The 24211-nt window shown below is 63.4% G+C and carries 27 protein-coding genes; 12 read left to right on the top strand and 15 right to left on the bottom strand.

All coding sequences use genetic code 11. The annotated features are described in order from the left end of the window. The first annotated feature begins 4 nt into the window (after positions 1-4). Entirely contained in the window at positions 5-823 is an 819-nt protein-coding gene (locus DBV08_RS06310; protein ID WP_124566876.1) for an alpha/beta fold hydrolase, read from the top strand. Here DBV08_RS06310 and DBV08_RS06305 read toward each other — a convergent pair. Beyond that, positions 820-1365, bottom strand: a complete 546-nt coding sequence (locus DBV08_RS06305; RefSeq protein ID WP_024487904.1) for a ferritin — start codon at positions 1363-1365, stop codon at positions 820-822. The two genes, DBV08_RS06310 and DBV08_RS06305, sit on opposite strands and share 4 nt — an antisense overlap. A gap of 154 nt (positions 1366-1519) precedes the next feature. Then, on the bottom strand, positions 1520-2452 hold the full coding sequence (locus DBV08_RS06300) for a cation diffusion facilitator family transporter (protein WP_124566875.1): 933 nt from the start codon (positions 2450-2452) through the stop codon (positions 1520-1522). Positions 2453-2631: 179 nt separating this feature from the next. Between DBV08_RS06300 and DBV08_RS06295 the strand changes: the two genes are divergently transcribed. From DBV08_RS06295 to DBV08_RS06285, 3 genes are read left to right on the top strand one after another with little or no spacing between them, the layout of a single operon-like run. Continuing rightward, complete coding sequence (locus DBV08_RS06295; protein WP_095969456.1) at positions 2632-3255, top strand: M23 family metallopeptidase; 624 nt, start codon at positions 2632-2634, stop codon at positions 3253-3255. A gap of 28 nt (positions 3256-3283) precedes the next feature. Next, positions 3284-3643: a BlaI/MecI/CopY family transcriptional regulator gene (locus DBV08_RS06290; RefSeq protein ID WP_019746375.1), complete on the top strand. Its 360-nt coding sequence runs from the start codon at positions 3284-3286 to the stop codon at positions 3641-3643. Then, positions 3640-4587, top strand: a complete 948-nt coding sequence (locus DBV08_RS06285; RefSeq protein ID WP_124566874.1) for a M56 family metallopeptidase — start codon at positions 3640-3642, stop codon at positions 4585-4587. Before DBV08_RS06290 ends, DBV08_RS06285 begins: the two co-directional genes overlap by 4 nt. On the opposite strand, the gene DBV08_RS06280 is transcribed toward DBV08_RS06285, so the two are convergent. Next, positions 4588-5232, bottom strand: coding sequence for a thioredoxin domain-containing protein (locus DBV08_RS06280; RefSeq protein ID WP_124566873.1), 645 nt, complete (start codon positions 5230-5232; stop codon positions 4588-4590). It lies immediately after the preceding gene. Positions 5233-5323: 91 nt separating this feature from the next. Here DBV08_RS06280 and DBV08_RS06275 point away from each other — a divergent pair, with 91 nt between their 5' ends. Continuing rightward, on the top strand, positions 5324-6301 hold the full coding sequence (locus DBV08_RS06275) for a cytochrome c oxidase assembly protein (protein ID WP_260395336.1): 978 nt from the start codon (positions 5324-5326) through the stop codon (positions 6299-6301). Between the two features lie 11 nt (positions 6302-6312). Here the strand turns inward: DBV08_RS06275 and DBV08_RS06270 are convergent, their stop codons facing one another. The 5 genes from DBV08_RS06270 to DBV08_RS06250 form a co-directional block, all read right to left on the bottom strand. Continuing rightward, positions 6313-6861 carry a ferritin gene (locus DBV08_RS06270; RefSeq protein ID WP_095969459.1) on the bottom strand — a complete coding sequence of 183 codons (549 nt, stop codon included), beginning with the start codon at positions 6859-6861 and terminating at the stop codon, positions 6313-6315. A gap of 37 nt (positions 6862-6898) precedes the next feature. Continuing rightward, on the bottom strand, positions 6899-7369 hold the full coding sequence (locus DBV08_RS06265; protein ID WP_124566872.1) for a hypothetical protein: 471 nt from the start codon (positions 7367-7369) through the stop codon (positions 6899-6901). 99 nt (positions 7370-7468) lie between these two features. Then, positions 7469-8689 (bottom strand): LCP family protein, encoded by a 1221-nt coding sequence (locus DBV08_RS06260; RefSeq protein WP_172436508.1) that lies wholly within the window; start codon positions 8687-8689, stop codon positions 7469-7471. Between the two features lie 160 nt (positions 8690-8849). Continuing rightward, complete coding sequence (locus tag DBV08_RS06255; RefSeq protein ID WP_069146677.1) at positions 8850-9671, bottom strand: CPBP family intramembrane glutamic endopeptidase; 822 nt, start codon at positions 9669-9671, stop codon at positions 8850-8852. A gap of 10 nt (positions 9672-9681) precedes the next feature. Continuing rightward, a complete protein-coding gene (locus DBV08_RS06250) occupies positions 9682-10461 on the bottom strand; it encodes a DUF2470 domain-containing protein (protein WP_124566871.1) in 780 nt (259 codons plus the stop codon). Between the two features lie 139 nt (positions 10462-10600). Between DBV08_RS06250 and DBV08_RS06245 the strand changes: the two genes are divergently transcribed. From DBV08_RS06245 to DBV08_RS06235, 3 genes are read left to right on the top strand one after another with little or no spacing between them, the layout of a single operon-like run. Beyond that, positions 10601-11239 (top strand): hypothetical protein, encoded by a 639-nt coding sequence (locus DBV08_RS06245; protein WP_124566870.1) that lies wholly within the window; start codon positions 10601-10603, stop codon positions 11237-11239. A gap of 31 nt (positions 11240-11270) precedes the next feature. Beyond that, the gene (pheA, locus tag DBV08_RS06240) at positions 11271-12185 is read left to right on the top strand and encodes a prephenate dehydratase (protein WP_124566869.1); all 915 of its coding nucleotides are present in this window, start codon (positions 11271-11273) and stop codon (positions 12183-12185) included. Further along, positions 12182-12850 (top strand): histidine phosphatase family protein, encoded by a 669-nt coding sequence (locus DBV08_RS06235; RefSeq protein WP_042453186.1) that lies wholly within the window; start codon positions 12182-12184, stop codon positions 12848-12850. Before pheA ends, DBV08_RS06235 begins: the two co-directional genes overlap by 4 nt. A gap of 9 nt (positions 12851-12859) precedes the next feature. On the opposite strand, the gene DBV08_RS06230 is transcribed toward DBV08_RS06235, so the two are convergent. From DBV08_RS06230 to DBV08_RS06205, 7 genes are all read right to left on the bottom strand, one after another. Beyond that, positions 12860-14962: an acyltransferase family protein gene (locus DBV08_RS06230; RefSeq protein ID WP_124566868.1), complete on the bottom strand. Its 2103-nt coding sequence runs from the start codon at positions 14960-14962 to the stop codon at positions 12860-12862. A gap of 40 nt (positions 14963-15002) precedes the next feature. Continuing rightward, on the bottom strand, positions 15003-15821 hold the full coding sequence (locus DBV08_RS06225) for an ESX secretion-associated protein EspG (protein ID WP_124566867.1): 819 nt from the start codon (positions 15819-15821) through the stop codon (positions 15003-15005). Beyond that, positions 15821-16786: a hypothetical protein gene (locus DBV08_RS06220; RefSeq protein ID WP_260395334.1), complete on the bottom strand. Its 966-nt coding sequence runs from the start codon at positions 16784-16786 to the stop codon at positions 15821-15823. Before DBV08_RS06220 ends, DBV08_RS06225 begins: the two co-directional genes overlap by 1 nt. Positions 16787-16834: 48 nt before the next feature. After that, entirely contained in the window at positions 16835-17074 is a 240-nt protein-coding gene (locus DBV08_RS32780) for a PPE family protein (protein ID WP_260395333.1), read from the bottom strand. A 67-nt stretch (positions 17075-17141) separates the two neighbouring features. Then, a complete protein-coding gene (locus DBV08_RS06215) occupies positions 17142-17441 on the bottom strand; it encodes a PE family protein (protein WP_095969468.1) in 300 nt (99 codons plus the stop codon). A 134-nt stretch (positions 17442-17575) separates the two neighbouring features. Then, positions 17576-17926 (bottom strand): metallopeptidase family protein, encoded by a 351-nt coding sequence (locus DBV08_RS06210; RefSeq protein WP_124566866.1) that lies wholly within the window; start codon positions 17924-17926, stop codon positions 17576-17578. Between the two features lie 3 nt (positions 17927-17929). Next, complete coding sequence (locus DBV08_RS06205) at positions 17930-19036, bottom strand: septum formation family protein (protein ID WP_124566865.1); 1107 nt, start codon at positions 19034-19036, stop codon at positions 17930-17932. 70 nt (positions 19037-19106) lie between these two features. Here DBV08_RS06205 and DBV08_RS06200 point away from each other — a divergent pair, with 70 nt between their 5' ends. From DBV08_RS06200 to DBV08_RS32770, 4 genes are all read left to right on the top strand, one after another. Beyond that, on the top strand, positions 19107-19502 hold the full coding sequence (locus tag DBV08_RS06200) for an ankyrin repeat domain-containing protein (protein ID WP_095969677.1): 396 nt from the start codon (positions 19107-19109) through the stop codon (positions 19500-19502). Positions 19503-19567: 65 nt separating this feature from the next. After that, positions 19568-20821, top strand: a complete 1254-nt coding sequence (gene serS, locus DBV08_RS06195; RefSeq protein WP_095969471.1) for a serine--tRNA ligase — start codon at positions 19568-19570, stop codon at positions 20819-20821. A 363-nt stretch (positions 20822-21184) separates the two neighbouring features. Further along, complete coding sequence (locus tag DBV08_RS32775; protein WP_260395332.1) at positions 21185-22939, top strand: Ig-like domain-containing protein; 1755 nt, start codon at positions 21185-21187, stop codon at positions 22937-22939. A gap of 40 nt (positions 22940-22979) precedes the next feature. Beyond that, the gene (locus DBV08_RS32770) at positions 22980-24104 is read left to right on the top strand and encodes an Ig-like domain-containing protein (protein ID WP_260395331.1); all 1125 of its coding nucleotides are present in this window, start codon (positions 22980-22982) and stop codon (positions 24102-24104) included. Positions 24105-24211 lie beyond the last annotated feature (107 nt).

Genomic DNA, 24211 nt, shown 5'->3' with positions numbered 1-24211 from the left:
CGGCATGACTTTGTCGCACGACATCTCCGGTAGCGGTCCCACGCTTGTGCTCGTCCATGGCATCGTCCATCGACGGCAGGCGTGGGATTCGCTTGTGGACCAGCTGACGCCGTACCGCCGCGTCGTCACTGTCGACCTGCCGGGTCACGGAGAGTCGCTGCTGCCCGAACTCGGCCCGGATGTCATGGGACAGCTGATCGACGATGTGAGCGAGTTCGTCAAGGAGGTGACTCCGGCGGGGGAGCGCGCCCACGTCGCCGGAAACTCACTCGGCGGATGGATTGCACTCTCGCTGGCAGCGCGCGGTGACGTCGCGTCGGCTACAGCTCTTTCGCCGGCCGGGTTCTTTGTCAATCACCTCGATCAGGTGCGTGCGATCAACACGTTCCGTGCACTGCGCAGCACGGCCAAGCTCATGGGTGATGGCCTGCCACGCGCATTGCGGTACAAGCTGATTCGCTATCCGGCGCTCGCCGCGTTCTTCGCTCATCCGAGTCACGTCGGTTATGCGGCGGCGTTGGCCGACTGCCGTTCGCTCGTGTCCAACGAACTCGTCGATCTCGGTCTCGAGATGGACTTCGTGCTGCCGCCCATCGTGGATCCCACTGTGCCGGTGACGGTTGCGTGGGGTCGACGCGATCTCATTCTGCCCGTGTATCAAGCGCAGCGCGTGAAAAAGCCGTTCCCGCAGGCGAAGTTGATGGTTTTGCCCGGCCTGGGGCACGTACCGATGACAGATGCCCCCGAGCTGATCAGTTCGATCCTGCTGGCAGGAAGCGAACCGTTCGGCTCGAGGGCGAAATCTGTGAGTGCTGCAGGCTAGATGGTTCCGCCCGCTGCGTTCGGCGCACCAGTGGTGTCACCGACGGTGCTCATCTCGCGGGAAACGAAATCTTCGAGGTCGAACAGGTTGGCGCCTGCGCGGTCCGCGATGGTGAGAAGTGTTGTCATGCTTGCAACTTCCTCGACCTGTTCCTTGAGGAACCACTGCATGAACTGCTCGCCGAGGTAGTCGCCTTCTTCGCGGGCGGTGCTCGCGAGCTGGACGATCTGCTCGGTGACCGTCTTCTCCTGCGTCAGCGCGAGAGCGATGGGCTCACGAGCATCCTTGAAGTCGGCCTTCGCAGCGTCGACGCCGGTGAGTTCGACGTTGATGTCGCGATCGAGGAAATACTGAACGATCATCATGGCGTGGTTACGCTCTTCTACAGCCTGCTTGTAGAAGTGCTTTGCCAGCTGTGGCAGATCAGCATTGTCGAAGTAAACCGCTGTCGCGATGTACTGATGCGAAGCGTTGAACTCGTTGCGAATCTGGTCTCGGAGTAGTGCGTGGAATTTGGTCATGTGAGTCTCCCCAGAAGTCATGAATTCCAAGATAGTGCAGGTCAGGGGCCCTGTCACCCCAGTCTGACCTTATTGTGGTAAGCGTTCCCAAACTAAAGAAGACCTAATTTCTCTTCGAATTCGGTGCGGTTATCCATTGGTGTGAAATCGAATGTTTCATTGAGAAATATCCTTTTCACCAGGCGAGTTCCGCGCATTTACCGTCACTTCCCTGTAGTTCCACCTGGACGGTGGCATGCCCCAGTTCGAAATCCTCGGCCAGCAAGGTTTGGGTGGCCGCGAGCACGGTAGTGGGATCGGCGTCACTGACCGCGGTGACGTGAACGGAAGCAACTTCCATCCCCGAGGTGAGTGTCCAGACGTGCAGATCGTGTGCGTCGAGGACTCCCGGGAGTGCGTTGATCTTCTCGATGATCGAGGTGACGTCGATGCGATCGGGAGCCTGCTGGAGCAAGATGCGGACGGCATGGCGGCCCAGGTTGAAGGCACGTGGCAAGACGAAAAGTCCGATGGCGACGCCGATGACGGGGTCGGCGTAGCGCCAACCGAACGCGAGCGTGACCAAGCCGCTGACCAGGACGCCTATGGACCCGACCATGTCTGCCATGACCTCGAGGTAGGCGCCGCGGATGTTGATGCTTTCCTTCGCACCGCTGCGGAGCATCAGGAAGGCGATGACGTTCATCGCCAAACCGACGACGGCGACTATCGCGACGGGCAGGCCGGGGACTTCGGGCGGATCCGAGAAGCGGCTGGCCGCCTCGTAGAGCACCCACCCGGCGACTGCGAAGAGCAGGATCGCATTGGCCAGTGCCGCAAACACTTCCGTGCGATACATGCCGAAAGTGCGGTCGGGGCGCCGAGCCGCACGCTGTGCGACGAGGATTGCGGCGAGCGCCATGAAGATGCCGAAGATGTCGGTGAAAACATGCGCCGAGTCCGAGAGCAGTGCCAGCGACGAGGTGAAGAGGCCGACCGTCACCTGCAGCACGAACGTCACCAACCCGAGGCCGGCGGCGATCCACAGTTTGTTGACATGCTTGCCGCTGTTGCTGGTCGCAGCTTCGGCGGGGGAGATTCCGTGCCCGTGCCCGTGCCCGTGTGACATCGAAGGTCCTTTCGTCGACGTCAGCCTAGACACATATGCATATATGCGCAATAGTGCATGTCTTAAAAACTATGCAACATAGTTGTAAGGTTGCGGCGTAGACCTTCATTTGCCATCGACGCGAGGACCGAGAAGTGGGAAGACATCGAAAATCCGAGCCGATCAGACCCGGCGGGCGCATGGCTGCGGTTTCCGTGGCGACGGGCGCAATCCTCGCGTCTGGCACATCGATCGGGCACGCGTCGCCGCCGCCGGTTGCAGTCGAGGATGCATCTGCGGTGTCGGTGCCGGAGATTCTCGACCTTGTCCGGACGACGGATCTTGCCGGGATAGCCGAACAACTCGGTAAGACGAGACAACTCGAATCCGAGCGGGCGGTGTTCGAGGCCGAAAAGCCACAGGTGATGGCCCCCGTCAGCGGGACGATGACGTCCAACTTCGGTCCACGCTGGGGAACTACCCACTACGGTCTCGACATCGCGAACGCGATCGGTACGCCCATCGTTTCGGCGACCGACGGTGTCGTGCTCGAATCCGGACCCGCCGCGGGGTTCGGGCTCTGGGTCCGCATCCAGCAGGACGACGGGACCGTCGGCGTCTACGGACATATCAACGAGGCGCTCGTGGTCGCCGGTCAGAAGGTGCGGGCGGGTGAACTGATCGCGACCGTCGGCAATCGTGGACAATCGACGGGACCACATTTGCACTACGAGGTGTGGCAATCTGACGGGCAGAAGACTGATCCGCTCGCGTATCTGAATTCCCGGGGCGTGTCGTTCGGGGAGAAGACCGCGGGCGACTGAAGTTCTGTCACGACGCGATGGAGGAGCAATGCAGGGGCTGGGCGGACTCGAAGCCGAGGTCATGGATGTGCTCTGGCAGTCCGACGACGCGCTCTCGGTCAAAGATCTGGTCGAGATCTTGGGTGAGCGCCGACAACTCGCGTACACCACCATCCTGACCGTCGTGACTCATCTCTACGACAAGGGGTGGGTGAGTCGTGAGAAGAAGAGTCGCGCCTACTTCTATCGGCCGAGTCGCAGTCGTGAAGAAGCCACGTCCAGGGCTTTGCGCGAATTGTTGGACAGCAGCTCCGATTCCGCTGCCGTGCTGCTGCACTTCGCCAAGACCATGACGGACGCCGAGAACGAGGCCCTGCGCCGGGGTCTTTCCGGGGAAGGTGCGCAATGACATTGGCGTTGCCGATGCTTCTCGGTGCGGTGTTCGTGGGATTCCTGGTTCCGAGAGTGCTGCGAGCGGTCTCCTCGGCGTTGTCACCGACAGTGCTGCTCGCGGCATGGCTCGGCAGTATGGCGTCGGCGCTGTATCTCGCTCTCTCCGCGGTCTTGGTCCTGGTGTGGCCGAGCCACGCGCCGGTCGAGGGCCTGGTCGACGGTATCGCTAGGTGTTTCAGCGCCTTCGCGCACGGCACGAGCTCGTGGGTGGGTGAACTGATCGCCGGCACAGCCGTTGGCGTGGTCGGTTCGATCGGTGTTCGGATCGTGCTCGCCGGACGTAAACAAGCGCGTGAGCACGCGAGGGTCCGGGATTTCCATCGTGATGTTCTCTCGATCGTCGCGCGCCGCGACAACTCGGAGTCCGACGTGTTGTGGTTGGATCATCCGCTGCCGATGGCGTACAGCGTCGCCGGAAAGCCTGGATTTGTCGTTGCGACGCAAGGCTTGTCATCTGCCCTCACGGAAGGTGAGCGTGACGCGGTCCTGGCGCACGAGCGCGCGCACCTGAGCGGCGGTCACCACCGAATCGTCGGCGTGTGCGAAGTCTTGGCCGCTGTTCTTCCGCGAGTGCCGTTGTTCGCGGCGGCGCCCGCTGCCGTCGGTGCGATCGTGGAACTGTCGGCCGACCGGCACGCTGCCCGCGTCACCAGTCCGGCTGCAGTGCGTTCCGCCCTTGCCGTGGTGTCGAAATCGCCGCTTCCTCAGCCGGACTGGAGTTTGGGCGATCGCGGCGGTGCGACCGCGGTGCGATTGCGTTCCCTCGACAACGGCGAGGTGGCGTCGCCCCGGCGACTGACCTGCGCCGTGGCGGCGTGTGTGCCGGCCGCTGTCACGACGGCCGTTGCCGCAGCCGCGACGGTGGCCGTCTCCGCGGGTATCTGCGCTGTTCTGACCTGATCATTCTCCCAAAGCCGAGTCGATCTGGGCTTTCAGATCTTCGTAGGTCGGCATCTGGTCCAGCTTCACGTCATTCAGAAAGAGGGTCGGCGTGCCCTGGACGCCGAGGCGTCGACCTTCCTCGAAGTCTCGCTCGACCCGCTCGCGGACTCCGCGGCTGCTGAGGTCGGATTCGAATCGGGTCATGTCCAGGCCGAGATCTTGTGCGTAGGAGCGGAACAGCGCCTCCTGCGATTCGGCGGATTCACCCCACTGCGACTGAGTCTCGTACATCCGTTGATACATCTCGACGAACTTGCCCTGGCGAGATGCGGATTCGACGACCTGCGCCGCGAGAGTGCTGTTGGTGTGACTCGGAATCGGAAAGTATCTGATGCCGAAGGTGATTCGATCCTCGTACTCGGCTCTGATTCGCTCCATCGTCGGGTACAGCGCGCGGCAGGCTTCGCATTCGAAGTCGAGGAACTCGACAAGATTCACCTTGCCGTCGGCGGCCGAGGTCAATCGGTACGCGTCGTCGGTGAGGACGGCGGTGGATTGTGCCGCCCGATCGGTGCTCTCGTTGTCCGCCCTGATCGGATCGATGGTGATGAACGTGATCAGTGCTACCGCGAACACCGCGATCAGGGCGGCGGATATCTTCATGCTTCTGGACACTGCTGTGCACCTGGACCTTCCGTCGAATTCCTAAATACTATCCAACATAGTAGTTAGGTGTAGAGTCGACGGTACCCGCATGGAGACGAAGGAGGCCCCCGCTGGTGAAGCGTTCGTGAATGACACGCCGCCGCCGTCGATCGGGCAGATGCTGGAGTGGGATACTTCGGCCCTCCCGCTTCTTCCTGTGCTGGGAGTTGTTCTTGCACTCTGGTATTGGACCGGCGCTCAGCGAGTTCGCGCGAGTGGGCGACCATGGCCGTGGCATCGGACAGCGTGTTTCCTGGGTGGATGCCTGCTGCTGATCGCGGTAACCGGACTGAAGGTCGAGAGCTACGGCTACGAACTCTTCAGCGTCTGGATGTTCCAACACCTGACGCTCTCGATGGCGATCCCGCCGCTCTGGGTACTGGGCTCGCCGGGACTGCTGCTACTGCGTTCGACGCCGCACCGAGGGATGGGGAGAGGCGTTCTTGCGCTTGCCCTCTCGGCATTGCGTAGCCCGCCGGCGCGGTGGATACTGCACCCCGGGTTCACGATCCCGGTATTTCTGTTCAGTTACTACGGGATCTACCTGTCGCCGATCTTCGACACCGTCTCGGCGGTACCGGCCGGACACGTCTCGCTCGAGATCTTCTTTCTCGCCAGCGGTCTGCTCTTCATCATGCCGGTGCTCGCCACCGGCCCACTGCCGGTGCGACAGAGCTACCTCGGCCGGTGTTTCGACCTGTTCGTGGAGATGCCGCTGCACGTGTTCATCGGCGTCGTACTCATGATGGCGACAAAGCCGCTGCTGACCACGTTCGTGGATCCGCCTCCGGAGTGGGGCGTGGACGTGATGCAGGACCAGCAGTTGGCCGGCGCCCTCGCGTGGTCGTACGGTGAGCCCGTCGCGCTGGTGGTGGTCGTGATCTTCGCGATGCGCTGGAACCGCGACGACAAACGGATGAATGCCGCCTTGGACCGTCGCGCCGAGATCGACGGCGACAGTGATCTGGAGGCGTACAACAATTTCCTCAGATCACTGAGCGCCGTCGAGCGGCCAGAGACTCGGTAGCCCGGTGGTCCTCAGACGCCGACGCCACCGGCGGGCGTCGGCGCCATTGCGTCGGCAGCGGCCGGGGTGTTCATCTCGCGTGCGACAAACGTTTCGAGGTGGAAGAGGTTGTCGCCGGCGCGGTCGACGATGGTGAGAAGTGTTGTCATGCTTGCAACTTCCTCGACCTGCTCCTTGAGGAACCACTGCATGAACTGCTCACCCAGGTAGTCGCCGGTATCGCGCGCGGTGCGCGCCAACTGCGTGATCTGCTCGGTGACCGTCTTCTCCTGCTCGAGCGCCAGTTCGACCGGGGCCCGGACACTGTCGAACTTCGTCACGACGTCGTCGATGCCGGGCACGTCCACGTCGAGGTCGTTGTCGAGCAGGTACTGGATCATCATCATCGCGTGACCGCGCTCCTCGGTGGCCTGGCTGTAGAAGCGCGCGGCCATCTGCGGAAGATCGTGAGCATCGAAGTACACCGCTACCGCGATGTACTGCTGTGATGCAGTGAACTCGTTACGGATCTGCTGACGCAGCAGAGTGGTGAATTCGCTCGAGTTCTTCGCCTGTGTCATCCCAACAGGTTACTGGGTCGTCGCCGCTGAGCGGGAGCTACTTCTTGTCGAGCTGATCGATGATGAAGCCGAGAGTTTCCGGTCGGTACCCGTAGACGAACGAGTCCGTTTCGCCGACGTACCAGTCGCCGCACTGGAACGAGCTGCTCTTCTCGACCCCCGCCGGCCACCACTGTGCGGACAGCGACGCCGGACGAGCTTCGACAGCAGGTAGTGCTGTGCAAATGTTGTGATCTATCTCTGCGATGTTCGCAGTCATGCGCAGGATGCGTTCGTTGCCGGTGGTGCGGATGACCTCGTCGATACCCGTCGCGCCGGCGGGAACCCAACTCGGCAGTGTGTCGATTCCGTTGGATGTCCGTGCAAAAGAGAAGGTTTCAGTCTTCTTGTGCGCCTTGGAATCGTCGAACTTGTCGAAGGTTCCGGAGCAGGACGTTGCCAGTAGTGCCGCTCCGGCCGAGGCGGCGATGACGGCGACAGTGCGGAATCGGCGGTGCGCTTTATTCATACCTTCACGATATTTTTCGGCCGCCGCTTTCGCGTCCTGCCGGAAAGCGATTTGTTCGCTCGGCCCGTCCTCCCGGGGTACTACCGAAACTCAGGGCGATCACCCGGTGGTGATCAGATCCTGCGGAATCTGCTGATCGTCGGCCAGGGCGTCGAAGAACTGCGAAGCGCGCGCCTTGTCCCACAACAACACGTTGCCCGACCCGTCCACGTCCTCGAAACCGGCGACCGGAACCGTCGTGGTGGTCATCCCGCCGCGAAGCGCCCAGGCGAGTGAGGCCAGATTCCAGATGTGATCGCCCTCGTCGACCTGCAGGGACTTGGCGGTATCGGAGACGAGCGGCCACAACCGGAACGGATTGAGGAATGTACTCGGACTTGTCGCCTTCGACAGCAACGCCGACATGAACTGGCGCTGGTTGTTCATGCGGTCGAGGTCGGCGAGTGCCGTCGCGCGAGTTCGCACGAACCCGAGTGCGTCCGAACCCTTCAGGTCCTGGCATCCGGCGGGGAGGTTGATCCCGGCCAGCGGATCGTCGATCGGCTGTGCGAGGCACACGTTGACGCCACCGACGGCGTCGACGATGCCGGCGAACCCGCTGAATCCGATCTCGGCGTAGTGGTCGATGCGAAGTCCCGTTGCTTCCTCGACGGTCTGCACCAACAAGGGGGCACCACCGAAAGCGAAGGCGGCGTTGATCTTGTCGGAGCCGTAGCCGGGAATCGGAACGTACGAGTCGCGGGGGATGCTGACCATGGTCGTCTTCCCACTCTTGGGGACGTGGACCAGGATGACCGTGTCAGTGCGCTTGGGGCCGGTGTCGCCGCCCGTCGCGAGAGCTTGCTCCTGCTCGGGGGTGAGCCCCTCACGACTGTCGGAGCCGACGATCAACCAGTTCGTGCCCGGAGTATCGGCGACGCGTCCCGCGTAGTCGGGCAGCGCGTCGATTCGATTGAGCGAACTGTCGACGTAATAGATCGCACCGGCCAGCGCGAGCAGCAACACCAACAACGTGATGCCGATACGTTTACCCCAGCTACGACGCTTACGCGGGCGTCGCTGCTTCGGGGGTTCAGGCGGGCGCGGCGGGGCATTCGGCGGGGTTCGGCGCGGCGGCGCGGGTGCGTACTTGGCCTGGCGCTGCGGATCCCGACGGCGGGGGTCGTCCTGGAACGGCTGCGGGCGTTGGGTCGGTGCCCAGTCCTCACGCCTGGGTTGCTGCGGCGCTTGTGGTGGGACCTGTGACCAGGCCTGATTGGCCGGATTCTGCTGCGGTGGACGTCCGTCGCGGCGAATGACCGTCGGCCCTTCCGGCGGCATCGGTGGACGTCGCTGCGGGGGTGGGCCCTGGCGGGGTGGATTCTGGCGGGGCGGGTTCTGCCTCGGCGGCATCGGTCCACGCGGAGGTGGCCCTGGCGGCTGGCGCCGCGGAGGGCGCTGAGGATATTCGGAGTCGCCGGTCACCAGTTCACGGTACCGGTCACGGCAGCCAGGAGACGTGATCGCGCAGGAGGGCGTAACCGATGAACGCCACCATGTCGATGAGCGCGTGGGCGATGATCAGCGGCCACAGCTTGCCGGTGCGCTGCCAGTATCGACCGAACACGAGCCCCATGATCACGTTTCCGACACCGCCACCGAAGCCCTGATAGAGGTGATAACTGCCCCGCAGAAGTGACGACGCGAGCAGTGACTTGTTCTCGCTCCAGCCGAGTGTCCGGAGGCGAGTGATCAGGTAGGCGACAACCAGTACCTCTTCGGCGCCAGAGTTCGCGATCGCGGACAGGACGAGGATCGGAACCCGCCACCAGTGGTCGTCGAGCGCGCTGGCCTGGACGGTGAGGTTGATGCTCAGTGCCTGAGCGACGAGGTAGAACAGCAGACCGGGGAGACCGATCACGGCGGCCAAGCCGAATCCCGGAGCTATGTCGCGCCCGAATCGAGGTTTGGGAGTCAAGCCCGCGGCACGGGGACCGATCCCCGAGCGCCACAGCAGGTAGAGTCCCAGCGCTGCCCACGCGAGAAGCTTTGCAACGCCTAGTAATTGGCGCGCCAGGTCGATCCAGTCGATGGCGGCCCGCGACGGGTTGAGTGCAACCGTCTGATCCGAGAGCGCAACCGGCGTCGCCAAGGATTCGGCGAGCGAGAGGATTCCGGACAATCCGCTGAGCCCGAAGGTGACCAGCAGAACGATGGTGATCTCGATCCGAATTCCGCGTCTGGCGGCGGGATCGAGTTCCGGGCCGGTTCGAACGGGAGACGGCGGCCGTAACCAGGTGCGGACGGTTTCGCGGGCATTCACCCGCGCAACGCTAGCCGTTTGCAGCGCCTCCCGATCGGAGGCCGTTGAGGAAAGGGCACCCGACCAGCATGCGGATGGCGCGGCTCAGCGCGGGAGCGTCGTCGACGGGGTTGGCGAACGGCATCCACACGTCGCGGTCACCGGTGTGATCCTCGACCCGCAGGCGCAGTCCGTAGCGGTCGATGCCGAGTGGGCGAACGCGTCCGGTGCGCATGTACGGGGGAAGTTTGCGCACGAGCAGGTCCACGAGATCGCGGTGGTCTTCGTCGAGATGCTGCAGCCACGCCGTCTCCATTTCCCAGAAGGGATCGGGGCTGGCGTTCAGCAGTTCGTCCACGGCGACAGGTTCTGCCCCTGTCGAGTCTGCGACAACGGCCGAGGCCAGGCTCAGGCGAAGGAGAACCGAGGTGTGGCCGATGTCGAGGAGACCCGGGTGGGGGTGCTCGGATGCGACGTCGTCGGCGAGGACACGCGCCTCGTAGTCGGGCACGGCGTGCAACGAGCCGCGAAGCCACACGAGGGAGCGCACGGGCTCACGCAGTCGCAGTGGTGCGTGATCGGTGATCTCGAGGACGGCAGGCAAGCCGCCGCCACCCGAGTTCCAGGCCAGGGCCGCAGCTGCGGAGGCATGTGGGACTGCAACGACGACGTCACCGTTCGAACGCAGGTGATGCACCGACGTGGCGGTGGGATCACTGCCTTCGATGGCGAGAACTGCGTCCTGTGCGCGCACACAGGCGCTGCGGACGCGTTCAGCGGTGGACGGGCCGGAGCTGGTCTTCGTTGCCATGCTGCCCCCTTGGCGGGTGTTCTCTCGAACTCCATCGGACGATGAGGTAACCCTAACCTAAGGTGCTTCGGTGTGAATCGCAAGACTTTTGCGCAACTCGCGTGGAATCCGTCGACTTCGCCGGGGTTACGGTTTGTCTGTGGCCATTCCTCTCTCACTCGGGCTGCCCGCCCCGAGAAACTCGCGCGGACTCCTCGAAGCACTCTTTCTCCCGGTCGTGCCGGCGTCCGCCCTGATCGGTGCCGAAGCGGCCGGCCGGGTCGTCGTCCGCCTCGATATCGATCCGGAAGAACTGCGCGCGGACACGGATGCGTCGTACGAGGCCGTCCGTTTCGACGTCGACGTCACCACCGACCAGATCGACGACGCGATCGCGCTACGTCTGCCCGCTCCGCTCGCGGTGTACGTCGACGGCGGCGAAGAGGATCTGACGCCGGCCGAAGCGGCGCTGCGCCTGTGTGAAGGTGGACGGATCCCCGGACTCGCCGCCGGTCGTACGCCCACCGAAGTGGCTGATTTCCTCGCGGTACTCGCGCACGAGTCCGTCGGTTTCGTAGCCCGCGCGGCTGACGGCGACGAGGTGATCGCTCTGCTGTGTGGCACCGTCGCTGCACTGCGCGGCGACGACGTGCGCGCCGCGATGGTCGATCCGAAGCCGGAAAAACTTGCCGCCCTGATCCCCGAAGCCGCGTCGGCCATGCGCGAGGTGCTGCTCACGATCGAGGTCGCGGATCTGCCGGCGGTGGAAACGGCCTTGCGTGCCGCGGGTTTGCAGTGACCGGCGTGGGTCGGTGCGTAATCTTTTAGGCGTGCCAAGAATCGCGTATTTCGGTCCGTCGGGAACGTTCACGGAGATAGCTCTCGCCCAGTTGGAGGCTGAGGGCGCGTTCGGCGAAACCGTCGAGCGAGTACCGGCAGGCAGTCCGCCGGCGACTCTCGACATGGTTCGGGACGGCTCCGTGGACGGGGCCGTGGTTCCCTTCGAGAACTCGGTGGAAGGCGGCGTCGCTCCGACGCTCGATTCACTGGCTCTCGGTTCGCCCCTGCAGATCGTTGCCGAAACCGACCTGGACGTTAGCTTCTCGATTCTGGTTCGGGCCGGGACCACCGCCGATCAGGTCCGGACGATCGGGGCTTACCCGCATGCGGGTGCGCAGGTCCGCGGTTGGATTTCCGAGAACCTGCCCCAGGCCGAGGTGGTGTTGGCCTCGTCCAACGCCGGTGCAGCGCTGGATGTGCAGGCCGGAACCGTCGACGCCGGTGTGTCCACGGCTTTGGCAGGTCAGATGCTCGGACTCGGCAGCCTGGCGGACAACGTCGCAGACGTGGGCGGCGCCCGCACGCGTTTCGTGCTGGTCACCAAGCCGGCCCCGGTTCCGGCACGGACCGGTGCCGATCGCACCGCGTTGGTGCTTAACCTGGACAACGCTCCCGGCTCCCTGGTGCGCGCACTCTCCGAATTCGCCGCTCGCGGTATCGATCTGACTCGGATCGAATCACGTCCGATGCGAACGGAATTGGGCACCTACCGGTTCTTCGTGGACTGCGTCGGACACGTCGAGGACTCGCTGGTGGCCGAGGCGATGCGTGCGCTGCATCGTAAATCCGGAGTCCGCTTCCTGGGGTCGTGGGCGACAGCGAATTCGACCGGGCCACAACCTCCTTCGGACGAAGAAGCGATTCGGTGGATCGACGAACTCAAGCATGGAGGGGGAGAACGATGACCGGAAGGCTCATCCTCGTTCGGCACGGTCAGACGGAGGCGAACGTCGCCAAACGCCTCGACACCGCCCTACCCGGAGCAAAGCTCACGCCGGAAGGGTTGGCGCAGGCCGAGACGTTGGGCATCGGCCTTGCTTCGGCGCCGCCGCTGGCACTCGTATCGTCCTTGGCATTGCGCGCCCGGCAGACAGCAGGTTTCGTGGAGCAAGCCGCCGGCGTATCCCTGGACGTGCGGGACGGATTGCACGAGGTCCAGGCCGGTGACCTCGAGGATCGCACCGACGAGGCCGCGCACCGACTGTTCATGGAGACGTTCCATCACTGGCACACCGGCAACCTCGGCGCCCGCATTCCCGGCGGTGAAACGGGATACGACGTCCTGGAACGGTACGTCCCCGTCGTCAATGCGTTGCGGGAAGAATTTCTCGAAGGCTCACGCGACGGCGGCGACATCGTCGTGGTGAGTCATGGTGCTGCGATCCGTCTTGTCGCCGCCCAACTTGCCGGTGTCCCCGGTCTGTTCGCCGCCAACAACCACTTGGCCAACACCGAGACCGTCGAACTGTTGCCTTCGGTCGACGGCGGTTGGGAGTGCCTGCGTTGGGGAACCGTCAACCCGCCGTTCGAGCACCGGCTCATCCCCGGTGCCGACGACGTGATGGGCTGACGGCCGGCTTCACCACCAGCCGGTCTGGACGCTCAGTTGGCGCCCGAGTTCCGCGGACAGCGTGCTCACGTAGCTGGCTGTCAGGTGGTGGGAATCGTGATACACCAACACATTTCCCTCCACGACCCGGCACAGTTCCGGTCCGCACACGCCGTCGCTGAGGTCGAGTAGACGGACGTTGGTCAGATCGGCAATTGCCGACGGCGCCGGATTGACGTCGCTGAGCATTTCGGACCGTGGCATCGCGCAGTGATCGGGTGACGTGGTTGTCGCCAGACAGTCGATCGCGCGATAGGCGACGCCGTCGTGGTGCAGCCAGGGGGTATCGCGGATGGCGAGTACGTCGATACCGTCGCGCCCCAGTTCCTGCCACACGTGCACGTACGACTCGGGCGTCACGTCGCCAGGGCCGTCGGAACTCGGCCTGGTTGCCGTCGTGAACACGAAATCGGGTGAGGCGTCGGCCAACTCGGTCAGCACGCCACGGGACCAGTCGACGCAATCCGGATAGTCGTTGTCCGACAACGTCTGCATGGAGTCGACAGTGAGCGGGCAGCCCATCTTCAGATACGTGTCGACGCGGAACCCGTGGCTCTTGCCGAGTTCGTCGAGCGCGGTGAGCCAGTGCTCGGAGTGCGAACCACCCGCGAGCGCGATGGTTCTGTCCGCGTCGGTGTCGCCGTAGGTGCAGTGGACGACGTCCCGCTCGAGAAAATCGGCGATACAGCCGTCGAGCGTACTGGCCGGAAGGTCCAGTGGCGCATCGAAGATCGAGGGAACCATCGACGCCTTGGTCACATCGGTACCGTCGGTGAGCGCGAGTGCGCCGGGATGGGTCGAGAGGTCGAGGGTATCGACCGCCCGCTGGCCCGTCGTCTGACTGCTCGCGTACGACTGCCAGGCGACCGAAGCGGCGAGGACCACGGCAGCAGTGACGACGCAAGCCAGGACGGTGTACCGGCGCGAGCGGCCTCCACGTTCCACCGGAACCTCGATCAGGCGCCGGAGTGCAAGCGCCCCGGCGACGGAGAGAGCGATGATCAGTGCCCCGCCGAGCGGGCCGGCTTCGGGGCGTCCGGTGATCACGAGTGCAAACACCAGAATCGGCCAGTGAATCAGGTACAGCGCGAACGCGAACGAGCCGAGCCACGTCAGGGCAGGATGGGCAAGCGTCTTCGACGTCCAGGGTGTGTCGTCGCCGACTCCGGACAGGATCAGCGCAAGAGTGGCCAGCACCGGTACCAGCGCCCACGGGCCGGGGAACTGCTGGGCACCGTCGAGCACTATGCCGCACAACAGGATCGACGAAAGACCCGCCCAGCCGATCGTCGCTCTGACCGAGAACGGCAGGGATGCGATCTGCCGACTGCGCGTGCTGGTCATCAGAACGGCGAGCAGACCACCGAGGGCCAATTCCCACAACCTGGCACCGGAGTCGTAGTACGCCCAGGCTTGGTGACGTGAAGATTTGGCGAGTGCGTAGAGAAAAGATCCTGCGGTCAGAATCAGAAGGGTGACCGCGAGTGACGGGCGGAAATAGTTGGGATTCACGCGTGAAGCCACATAAGCGATCACGGAGACGAGTGCGATGGCCAAGAGGTAGAACTGACCTTGCACGGCCATCGACCACAGGTGCTGCAGGGGAGTGACCGAGCCGTCGGCGGCCAGGTAATCGCTTGCGGTGCTGGCGAGCTGCCAGTTCTGGAAGAAACCGAGCACCGCGATCAGTTGATCACCCAGATCGGCCCAGCGTGTGCGTGGCAGCAGCAACGCGGTCCCCAGTGCGGTCAAAATGCTGACCACCGCGATCAGGGGGAACAGCCGCAGAAATACCCGCCGCAGTGCCGGTAGCGGATTCAGTGAACCCCCGGCTTCGGCGCGACGAACCAATGAGCCGACGAAGAAGTATCCGGACAGAACCAGGAAGACGTCCACCCCGCCCGATACCCGTCCGAACCACACGTGGAACACGACCACCAAACCGATGGCGAGGCCACGCAGTCCGTTCAGGTCTTGTCGGTGCGGTGTTGTTGCCCGCTCTTCAGCCGGCCGGTCGATAGTGGCGACCGAGCCTTGTTCGCCCGGTGACGACGGTTGACGCGAGAACTGCATGCTGAAGAAAGGCTCCGGGCGTTGAAGGGACGCCCCGAGGTTACCTGGAAGGCTCCCGAGTAGATTCCTCGAGTTCGGTTACCAGTGCATTCACGGCTTGTCGCAGGCGATGGGGTGTTCCGGAACTGATGGACGTCCATTCGGTGCCGTCGGCAGCCCGAGTGGTCGAACCTACGAGTCGGCCGGCCAACGTGTCGTACACAGTCACTGCGCCGGTCATGAGCGTCGTCGCTCCCAAACTGTGTGGTATTCCGACCAATTCGGCGAAGGTGGTACAGGTGACGATGGCACTACCCAGTTGGCGCGCGTCGTCTTCGGGTATCCCGGCGTTGATCAAGGCCGAGGTCACGCTGTCTGCATCCGGGGCGGCGCCGAATGCCAGGCTGAGTATCTCGGTCGGTGCGTTGATCACGGCAATCGGCATTGCTTCGGTGCTGCCGAGCGCGGTGACAACGGGTGACGCCGGTTCGGCGGTGACACTGCGTAACGCGAACGAAGATTCATTTGAAGTTGCTTCGACACAAAGGAATTCGCCCTGCGCGACGCAGAGGCGTGAAATTCTTCCACCGGCATGCCGACGCAGAGCCAACTCCCACTTGGGGTGGGTCAGGACGCGCAGGCGGGCACTGAGTTCGTGATGGATCTCCCCGCCGGGGAGGAGATCGCGCTCGGAGAGCGAATCTGCCGCGGACTGCATCGCCGTACGGTGAGCGCTCGCACTGCCGTGAACCGTCGCGCCACCGAGAACCACGGGAAGCGCATCGAGCCCGAGTCGCTCACGTACATAATCGATTTCGTTCTGTGACAGGGCGACGACAGGCAAATTCCACCCATCAGGTGAGGTGCCGAGGTCCACCATCAACGCTCTGCAGTTTCGAGTGCGCCACCGATCACGGACGGGATGACTGTTCGGCCGTCGGCGAAGTGTTCGAAGTGCTTCAGGTAATCGGGTGTGTCGTGCTTGGTCTCGTCTTCAGGCTGGGCCGCATGACGGCCGCCGGCGATCGGCGCAGATCCGCCAGCGGTTCGGGCCGGATCCACCTTGACGGTATCCGCGGTGCCCTGAACCGGCGAGGTCACGGGGTTCTGGCGTGCGGCGCTCTGGCCGGTGGAGGGATCAGGAACAGCGTGCCGACCGGTGCTGCTGCTCGACGACAAGCCCGCGATTGCTCCGGCTCCGGTAGCCGCGGAAGCTGCGCTGACCTGTGCCGGTGCCCGATTTGCCGACGGGGTGCCGAACAGCGATGGTGTGGAAGCGCCGAGTCTCGCGCCGCCGAGGCCTGCGCCGCCCAGTCCGGTGAGCCCTGCTCCGGCCGTCACGAGGGCTGAGGCGGCAGTGGTGGCGCCCGTGACGGCGGTGGTCGTGGCACTGACAGCGGCCGACGCTCCACCGGAGATGGCACCGGCCTGTGAGGCAGCGGCGGCAAATACCGGGTTGGACACTACGGATGCGACAGCAGCGGTTGCGGCGCGCACGGGATCCGCGACTGCGTCAGCGAGCGTTGATGCCGTTTGCACGACGGACTGTTGTGCGGCGCGCCCTGGGCTTTCGGCCGAAGCGGATGCCCCAGCTGTGGGTTCCGCGATGGACGGTGGTGAGTCGAAGTTCTGCTGCACGGCCAGATGGGCCGTTGCGGCGTCGTATGTTTCCATCGTCACCGCCGCTCGAATCTTGAGAGCTTCTTCGGCAGCCTCGGCGGCAGCGGCACCGCCGACCAGGGCACCGCCGACGGAGTACGCGGCGACCTTGGCTGCTTGAACTGCCGCGATCTCCGCCAAGGACGGCATGGCCAGGGTCGCGACGGTGTAGGAACCGGACTGCACTTGGGCTTTACCTGCGGTTTCTCCCGCGAGCAGCGCGGCAGCGGCAGCTCATTCCTGGAACGGTGCGAACTTGCTCAGTGCGGCATCCGCGGCTTCGCCTGACCACCCGGTGCGAAGGTCCGCCATCACGCGAGAGATGGACGCTGCGGTGTCTGTCAGTCCGGACGAAACCGTGGACCAGGCCCCGGCCGCCACGCCGAGAGGGACCGGCCCGGCCCCGGCGACCAGTGCTGCGGAGTTGGGTGCTGCGCCCCGTGGATACCAGATGACGCCGGTGATGCCGACCATTGTTCTTCCCCCCAGGAAGTGTGACTGTTGTGTCGCGCTCGAAGGTGTCGCGTTCGATTTCTGTCGATCAGATCGGTGCGGCGGCCAGGCTGGTCTTTGTGAGCTGGTCTTCGAGTTCGTAGGCAGCTGCATTCTTGCGCAGAGCGGCCGCAGCAGCGGTGAGCTCCTCGATTGCCCGATCGGTGGACGAGGCAAGGCTGCCCGAGATGGTGTTGAAATAATTGGCCGCGCTACCGGACACTTCTTCGGATCCCGCTGGGAGAACGCGTAGCGTCGGCTGCGCAGTAGAGACGATTCCGCGCAATCGCGTCGCCGCAGACTCGAGTTCCATTGCGGCGGCAACTAGGGCTTGAGGGTCGACGTACATAGTGCCGAACTCCTTCCTGACCAGGGCGGATAAGTGGTCGGGAGGTCGTGCACACAGCCGTCGAAATCCCCCCCGCACATAGTTTGATGCATACCGGCCGCTTTCGGTTCCCCCGAAATCGGACGACTTTGAGATCAGCCCCAGCCGAGTTCGTGCAACCTGTCTTCTTCGATTCCGAAGTAATGCGCGATCTCGTGGATGACGGTCACTGCAACCTCGTGAACAACCTCGTCCTCCGATGCGCAGATGTCGAGTATCGAATCGCGGTAAATGGTGACAGTGTCCGGCAGGTACCCGCCGTAGTGAGAATCGCGCTCGGTCAGGGCGACGCCCTGATACAACCCGAGCAGCCCCGGTTCTTCCTCGTCACGTGCTTCGACAAGCACCACGACGTTGTCGATGGCCTTGGCAAGTTCAGGCGGAATCAGATCGAGTGCTTCGCCGACCAGTTCCTCGAACCGGTCGGGCGTCATAGTCACCGTCATGGCTTACGACGGGGGAGCTGCGCCGGGCAACGGCGTCGGCAACGACCGACCTTCCGGTGCAGCGGGTGGCGGGACCGGGGCGGCGCCGTTGATCAGGATGTCGCCCTTTGCGCTTCCGGTGATCGCGGCGAACCCGCCGGTTTCGACCTCTTTGCCGATCGAACAATTGACGCGGCGGCTACCGGCCAACCAGCTTTCCAGTGAAATGTTGTCCCAGAACAGCGTCAGCGTCTTGTCGCGAAGTGCGTCTGCGGAACCCAGGTACTCGTTGGACGCCTGAGTGCAGACGCCCTCGAGGTAACGGTCCTGATCTTCGACCGACGGCATTGCGCCCGGGAATTGAGTGCCGAGGTCGATAACCGAAATGACCTCGTATGCATGGGGTTTCGCGCAGTCGACCGGATCGGTCGGTAGGTTCTGGTTGATGCCGATGCACGTGCCGACGTCCCACACGTTCGACTGGTCCTGGTCCGCCACGCGGCCCACGAACGGTTGAAGTTCGCCGGTTGTTGTCGAGAACTGCAAGCCGCAACGCAGTGCGCGCTCGCCCGAAGCCCAACCCGATTCGCTCGGGAACATCAGGCCGACGCTGAACTTGCCCTTGGGATCGAATTTCGAATCGAGGTAGGACATGACGATGGGTGTGCAGTGCTCGTCGCGGAGTTCGGCGAATCGAAGGGCGCCCGGGTACCGGGAACCGGGGCCGAACTCGGCGCCGGGGAAGACCGACAGGTCGAGTGGTCCGGCTACCTCGAAGCGGTGTTCAGTTCCGCACTGAACCTTCGACATGTCCGTGCGGTCTCCGCCCGACTCGGTCGCAGGCGTCCAGTTGAGGCAGTCGCCGGCGGCCGCCGCGGTGAAGGCGTCGTCGCGAGTGGATCCCGTCGCTGCTGGACCGCCACCACTGACACTGACCGAGGACGATTCGTCCTTGTTCAATCCACCGGAAATCGCGATCGTTGCGATCGCGGCGACCACCGCACCTACCGCCACGGCAGCCAGGACCCGACGGGTGCGACTCGCTGAGACAGTTTTCTTCGCCGGCGTCCCCTGGGGATCTGCCGGATCTGGCGAATTCTCGATCTTGTCTTCGGACATCGATTCCATCATGCCTGTTGCCGTGGCGATATCGAACCTTCACTACAAAACTCACAAACGCGTCTGTGAGTATTTTGTAGTCATGAGCGAAAACACCCCACTCGATCCCGAGGCTGTCGAGCTGGCGGGCCGGCTCTTCGACATGGCACGGACCGGCGACGCGGCCGGCTTGGCGTCGTACGTCGATGCCGGAGTTCCCGTCAATCTGACCAACGAGAGTGGCGACACGCTCGTCATGTTGGCGGCGTACCACGGTCACGCTGACGCCGTCATTGCCTTGATCGAGCGCGGTGCCGACGTCAACCGGCCCAACGACAAGAACCAGACACCCCTCGCCGGAGCCGTCTTCAAGGGCGAGGACGCGGTGGTGAAAGCGCTGGTGAGCGGGGGAGCCGACCCGAAAGGTGGACACCCGACTGCCGTCGACGCGGCTCGGATGTTCGGACGCGAGGACTACCTGAGTCTGCTCGAATCGTGATCTCCCCCTCTCCGACGTGGACGTGACCGTCGGCGAGCTGCGGTGAGTGGGTAAAGTTCGAAGTCGTGATTGACCTCAAGTTTCTCCGTGAGAACCCCGAAATCGTCCGCGAGTCGCAGCGCACCCGTGGAGAAGATCCAGGACTGGTCGATGCTCTGCTCGAAGCCGATGCGTCCCGACGCGCTGCCGTCCTGACCGGAGACAACCTCCGCGCAGAGCAGAAGGCCTTCGGCAAGAAGGTCGGCCAGGCATCTCCGGAGGAGCGCCCCGCGCTGCTCGAGGGTTCCAAGGAACTGGCAGCCAAGGTCAAGGAAGCCGAGGCCGCGCAGCACGAAGCGCAGGCCGCGCTCGACGCCGCACACCGCGCGATTTCCAACGTCGTACAAGAAGGTGCGCCGGCCGGAGGCGAGGACGACTACATCGTGCTCGAACACGTCGGGGAGATTCCGAGCTTCGACTTCGAGCCGAAGGATCACCTCGAGCTGGGTGAGTCGCTCGGCCTGATCGACATGGAACGCGGCGCCAAGGTTTCGGGTTCGCGCTTCTACTTCATGACCGGCTACGGAGCCATGCTCCAGCTCGGACTGCTGCAGTTGGCGGCGCAGAAGGCGATCGCCAACGGATTCACGATGATGATTCCGCCGGTGCTGGTACGCCCGGAAATCATGGCGGGTACCGGCTTCCTCGGTGCTCACTCGGACGAGATCTACCACCTGCAGGATGACGACCTGTACCTCGTCGGAACTTCCGAGGTGCCCATGGCCGGCTACCACTCGGGCGAGATCCTCGAACTGAACGAAGGCCCGAAGCGCTACGCCGGTTGGTCCTCGTGCTTCCGCCGCGAGGCCGGCAGCTATGGCAAGGACACCCGCGGCATCATCCGTGTCCATCAGTTCGACAAGGTCGAGATGTTCACGTACTGCCGTCCAGAGGATGCCGACGCAGAACACCAGCGTCTGCTCGGCTGGGAGCGAGACATGTTGGCCGCCATCGACGTTCCGTACCGCGTGATCGACGTCGCCGGCGGAGACCTCGGTTCTTCGGCCGCGCGTAAGTTCGACTGCGAGGCGTGGGTTCCGACGCAGGGCACCTACCGCGAGCTGACATCGACGTCCAACTGCACGACCTTCCAGGCCCGTCGCCTCGGAGTTCGGTACCGCGACGAGAACGGCAAGCCGCAGACGGCCGCCACTCTCAACGGCACCCTGGCCACGACGCGCTGGATCGTGTCGATTCTCGAGAACCATCAGCAGGCCGACGGCTCGGTGCGAGTGCCCGAGGCATTGGTGCCGTTTGTCGGCACGGATGTGCTTCGCTGACACACTGAACAACACAATCAGGGCCGCGGCGGACTCCGTCGCGGCCCTGATTCGTACTTTCGTACTGGTAGGTTTGGAACTTTTTCCGAACTGACGGAAAATCAACTTTTTCCCGCCGATGGGCGTGGTGGCCACCAAAAGCGTTGTCGATAGGCCGCTTTGGCGATAGTTTTGCGTTCAATCGGGTTTCCATACCCTGCTTTTCCATCCCGCGTCTGGTGATACGAGGGTGAGTCCGGGGTGAATTGGACAAGTGTCTTGCCAAAAGTAGTACACGTACTAGTTTTTTCGTTATGTTGTGACGGCGCGCACACGTTTTGTCCGAATCCACTGCTCATGTTTGCCCTTCCGAAGGAAGTGCCCATGCCCCAAATCTCTCAGTTGCGGCGATTCGCCGTGCCCATAACCGGAACCGCCATGGTTGCCGGAATGCTGCTGATCGGGTCCCCAGCCTCAGCAGTTCAAAGCCAATTCAACTTCTCCACCTCATGCCAGGCGAAAGCACTCATCACTGTCGACAAAGTGACTACGAGTTTTGTCACCGTGGATGCCCCCACATCAGTTGCTCCGGGTGAAACCTTCACCATCCGAATGCAATCCAATGGCCAGTCCTTTCCGAACTCGGATTCGGGCGCCACAACAACCAATTTGTCGCGCTTGAAGAACGATTTCGATGTCCCGGCAAATGCCACCTTCATCAGTGCGGCGATCGTGCCCGGAACCTCGTTCAACTTGGAGAACGTCGCCCCCAGTGTCATCCGCATCAACGAGGCTGGAAGCCCTGACGCGGCGGGTCCATATCTCCGAATCTCGGGTAACAACGAGGTGATCGGAAACAGTCCCAGTACCAGCACGAACAGCGAGGGTGGGATCCGCGCACCCAAGACGAAAAAGAACCTCGACGGCAGCACCAACACCAACGGTGACAGTTGGTTCAGGATGCCTGCAATCGATATTACGATGATCGCCGGCGCATCCGGTGTGATTCAGCCGAAGGTCAGAACTGCCGGTGATGCTGCTACATACGGCAACGACAAGAATTTCAATACACAGCTTGCAAAAGCGAGTCTCCTCGGCACGCAATGGGCCCCGACCAGATGCACGCCTCGAGATGCGAAGGGTAGCGCTCTCAACGCTGGTGCAGGTCCGCTCGCGACAATCAGCATTGCTTCGGCTCCGGTCGATGTGGAGACGACGACGTCGCTGTCGGTTCCGGCGACTGCCATCACGGGTACGGCGGTTGATCTGACGGCTACCGTTGCTCCGAACAATGCGGTCGGTACGGTGCAGTTCAAGTCGAACGGCACGGCGATCGGTTCCCCGGTGACAGTCTCCTCGGGTGTTGCGACTCTGTCGCATTCCTTCGATGTTGCTGGTGTACAGAGTGTTACGGCTGATTTCACCGCTGGCGCTGGCTTTGTGAGTTCGTCGGCGTCGGCTCAGACGGTGACGGTCTCCGATCCGGCTCCGGTCGATGTGGAGACGACGACGTCGCTGTCGGTTCCGGCGACTGCCATCACGGGTACGGCGGTTGATCTGACGGCTACCGTTGCTCCGAACAATGCGGTCGGCACGGTGCAGTTCAAGTCGAACGGCACGGCTATCGGTTCCCCTGTCACGGTGACTGGCGGTGTTGCGACGTTGAGCCATGCGTTCGATGTTGCTGGTGCTCAGAGTGTTACGGCTGACTTCACCGCTGGCGCTGGGTTTGTGAGTTCGTCGGCGGCGGCTCAGACGGTGACGGTGTCCGATCCGGCTCCGGTCGATGTGGAGACCACGACGTCGCTCTCGGTTCCGGCGACAGCGATCACGGGCAGCGCGGTTGATCTGACCGCTACCGTTGCTCCGAACAACGCCGTCGGTACGGTGCAGTTCAAGGCGAACGGCACGGCTATCGGTTCCCCTGTCACGGTGACTGGCGGCGTTGCGACATTGAGCCATGCGTTCGATGTTGCTGGTGCTCAGAGTGTTACGGCTGACTTCACCGCTGGCGCTGGCTTTGTGAGTTCGTCGGCGTCGGCTCAGACGGTGACGGTTTCCGATCCGGCTCCGGTGGACGTGGAGACCACGACGTCGCTCTCGGTTCCGGCGACTGCCATCACGGGCAACGGCGGTTGATCTGACGGCTACCGTTGCTCCGAACAACGCTGTCGGTACGGTGCAGTTCAAGTCGAACGGCACGGCTATCGGTTTCCCTGTCACGGTGACTGGCGGCGTTGCGACATTGAGCCATGCGTTCGATGTTGCTGGCGCGCAGAGCGTTACCGCTGACTTCACCGCCGGTGCAGGTTTCGTGAGTTCGTCGGCGGCAGCTCAGACGGTGACGGTCTCCGATCCGGCTCCGGTCGATGTGGAGACGACGACGTCGCTCTCGGTTCCGGCGACAGCGATCACGGGCAGCGCGGTTGATCTGACGGCCACGGTTGCTCCCTCCAATGCTGTGGGTACGGTGCAGTTCAAGTCGAACGGCACGGCGATCGGCACTCCGGTGACGGTTTCCGGTGGGACGGCGACTCTGTCGCATGCGTTCGATGTTGCTGGTGCTCAGAGTGTTACGGCTGATTTCACCGCTGGCGCTGGGTTTGTGAGTTCCTCGGCGGCGGCTCAGACGGTGACGGTCTCCGATCCGACTCCGGTCGACAAAGCGACGAAGACGGTTCTGAGCGTTCAGGGTGAAGCCAAGGTCGGACTCCCCGTCGATCTCTTCGCGACAGTGTCCGAAGATCCCTCGGACGCTCTGGTGCCATCCGGCGGAACGGTCCAGTTCAAGATCGGTGGAGTCGATCAGGGCGCCCCGGTCGCGGTTGTGGACGGAGTTGCCAAGCTCCCGCACGTGTTCGGAGCTGAAGGCACCTTTGCAGTCACGGCTGTATTCAGTGGATCCGGTGTGTTCACGTCGTCCACTGCGGAATCCGTCGACGTCAATGTCACCGTTCCGACTCCGTCGGATGTCGAGAGTTCCACGTCGTTGACGGCTCCGTCTTCGGCAAAGGTCGGCACGTCGGTGCAGCTGAAGGCTGTGGTCAGTTCTTCCGGCGCGACGTCGGGAACCGTCCAGTTCTTCGACGGAACGACTCCGATCGGTGCTGCCGTCGATGTTGTCGGTGGGCAGGCTGTGTTGAGCCACACCTTCACCACGACGGGCAACCATTCGATCACCGCGGTCTACAGCGGAGCCCAGGGCGTTACGGGTTCCACGTCGACTGCGTCGGTTGTGAACGTCGGTAACGGGGGCGGTGACTTCGGTTCGCTCGGATCGTTGTCGCTGCCGTTCGGTTCTTGATTCTCCGATGACGTGATGCCCCTTGCACCCACGGGTGCAAGGGGCATCGCTCTTCGCGAATCGATGATTGGTCGTTAGCGGAACTACCGGCAATTCGCGAATATTTG

The sequence above is a fragment of the Rhodococcus sp. KBW08 genome (assembly GCF_003852455.1).
Taxonomy (GTDB): Bacteria; Actinomycetota; Actinomycetes; order Mycobacteriales; family Mycobacteriaceae; genus Rhodococcus_F; species Rhodococcus_F baikonurensis.
This window is presented reverse-complemented; position numbering and strand designations above follow the sequence as displayed.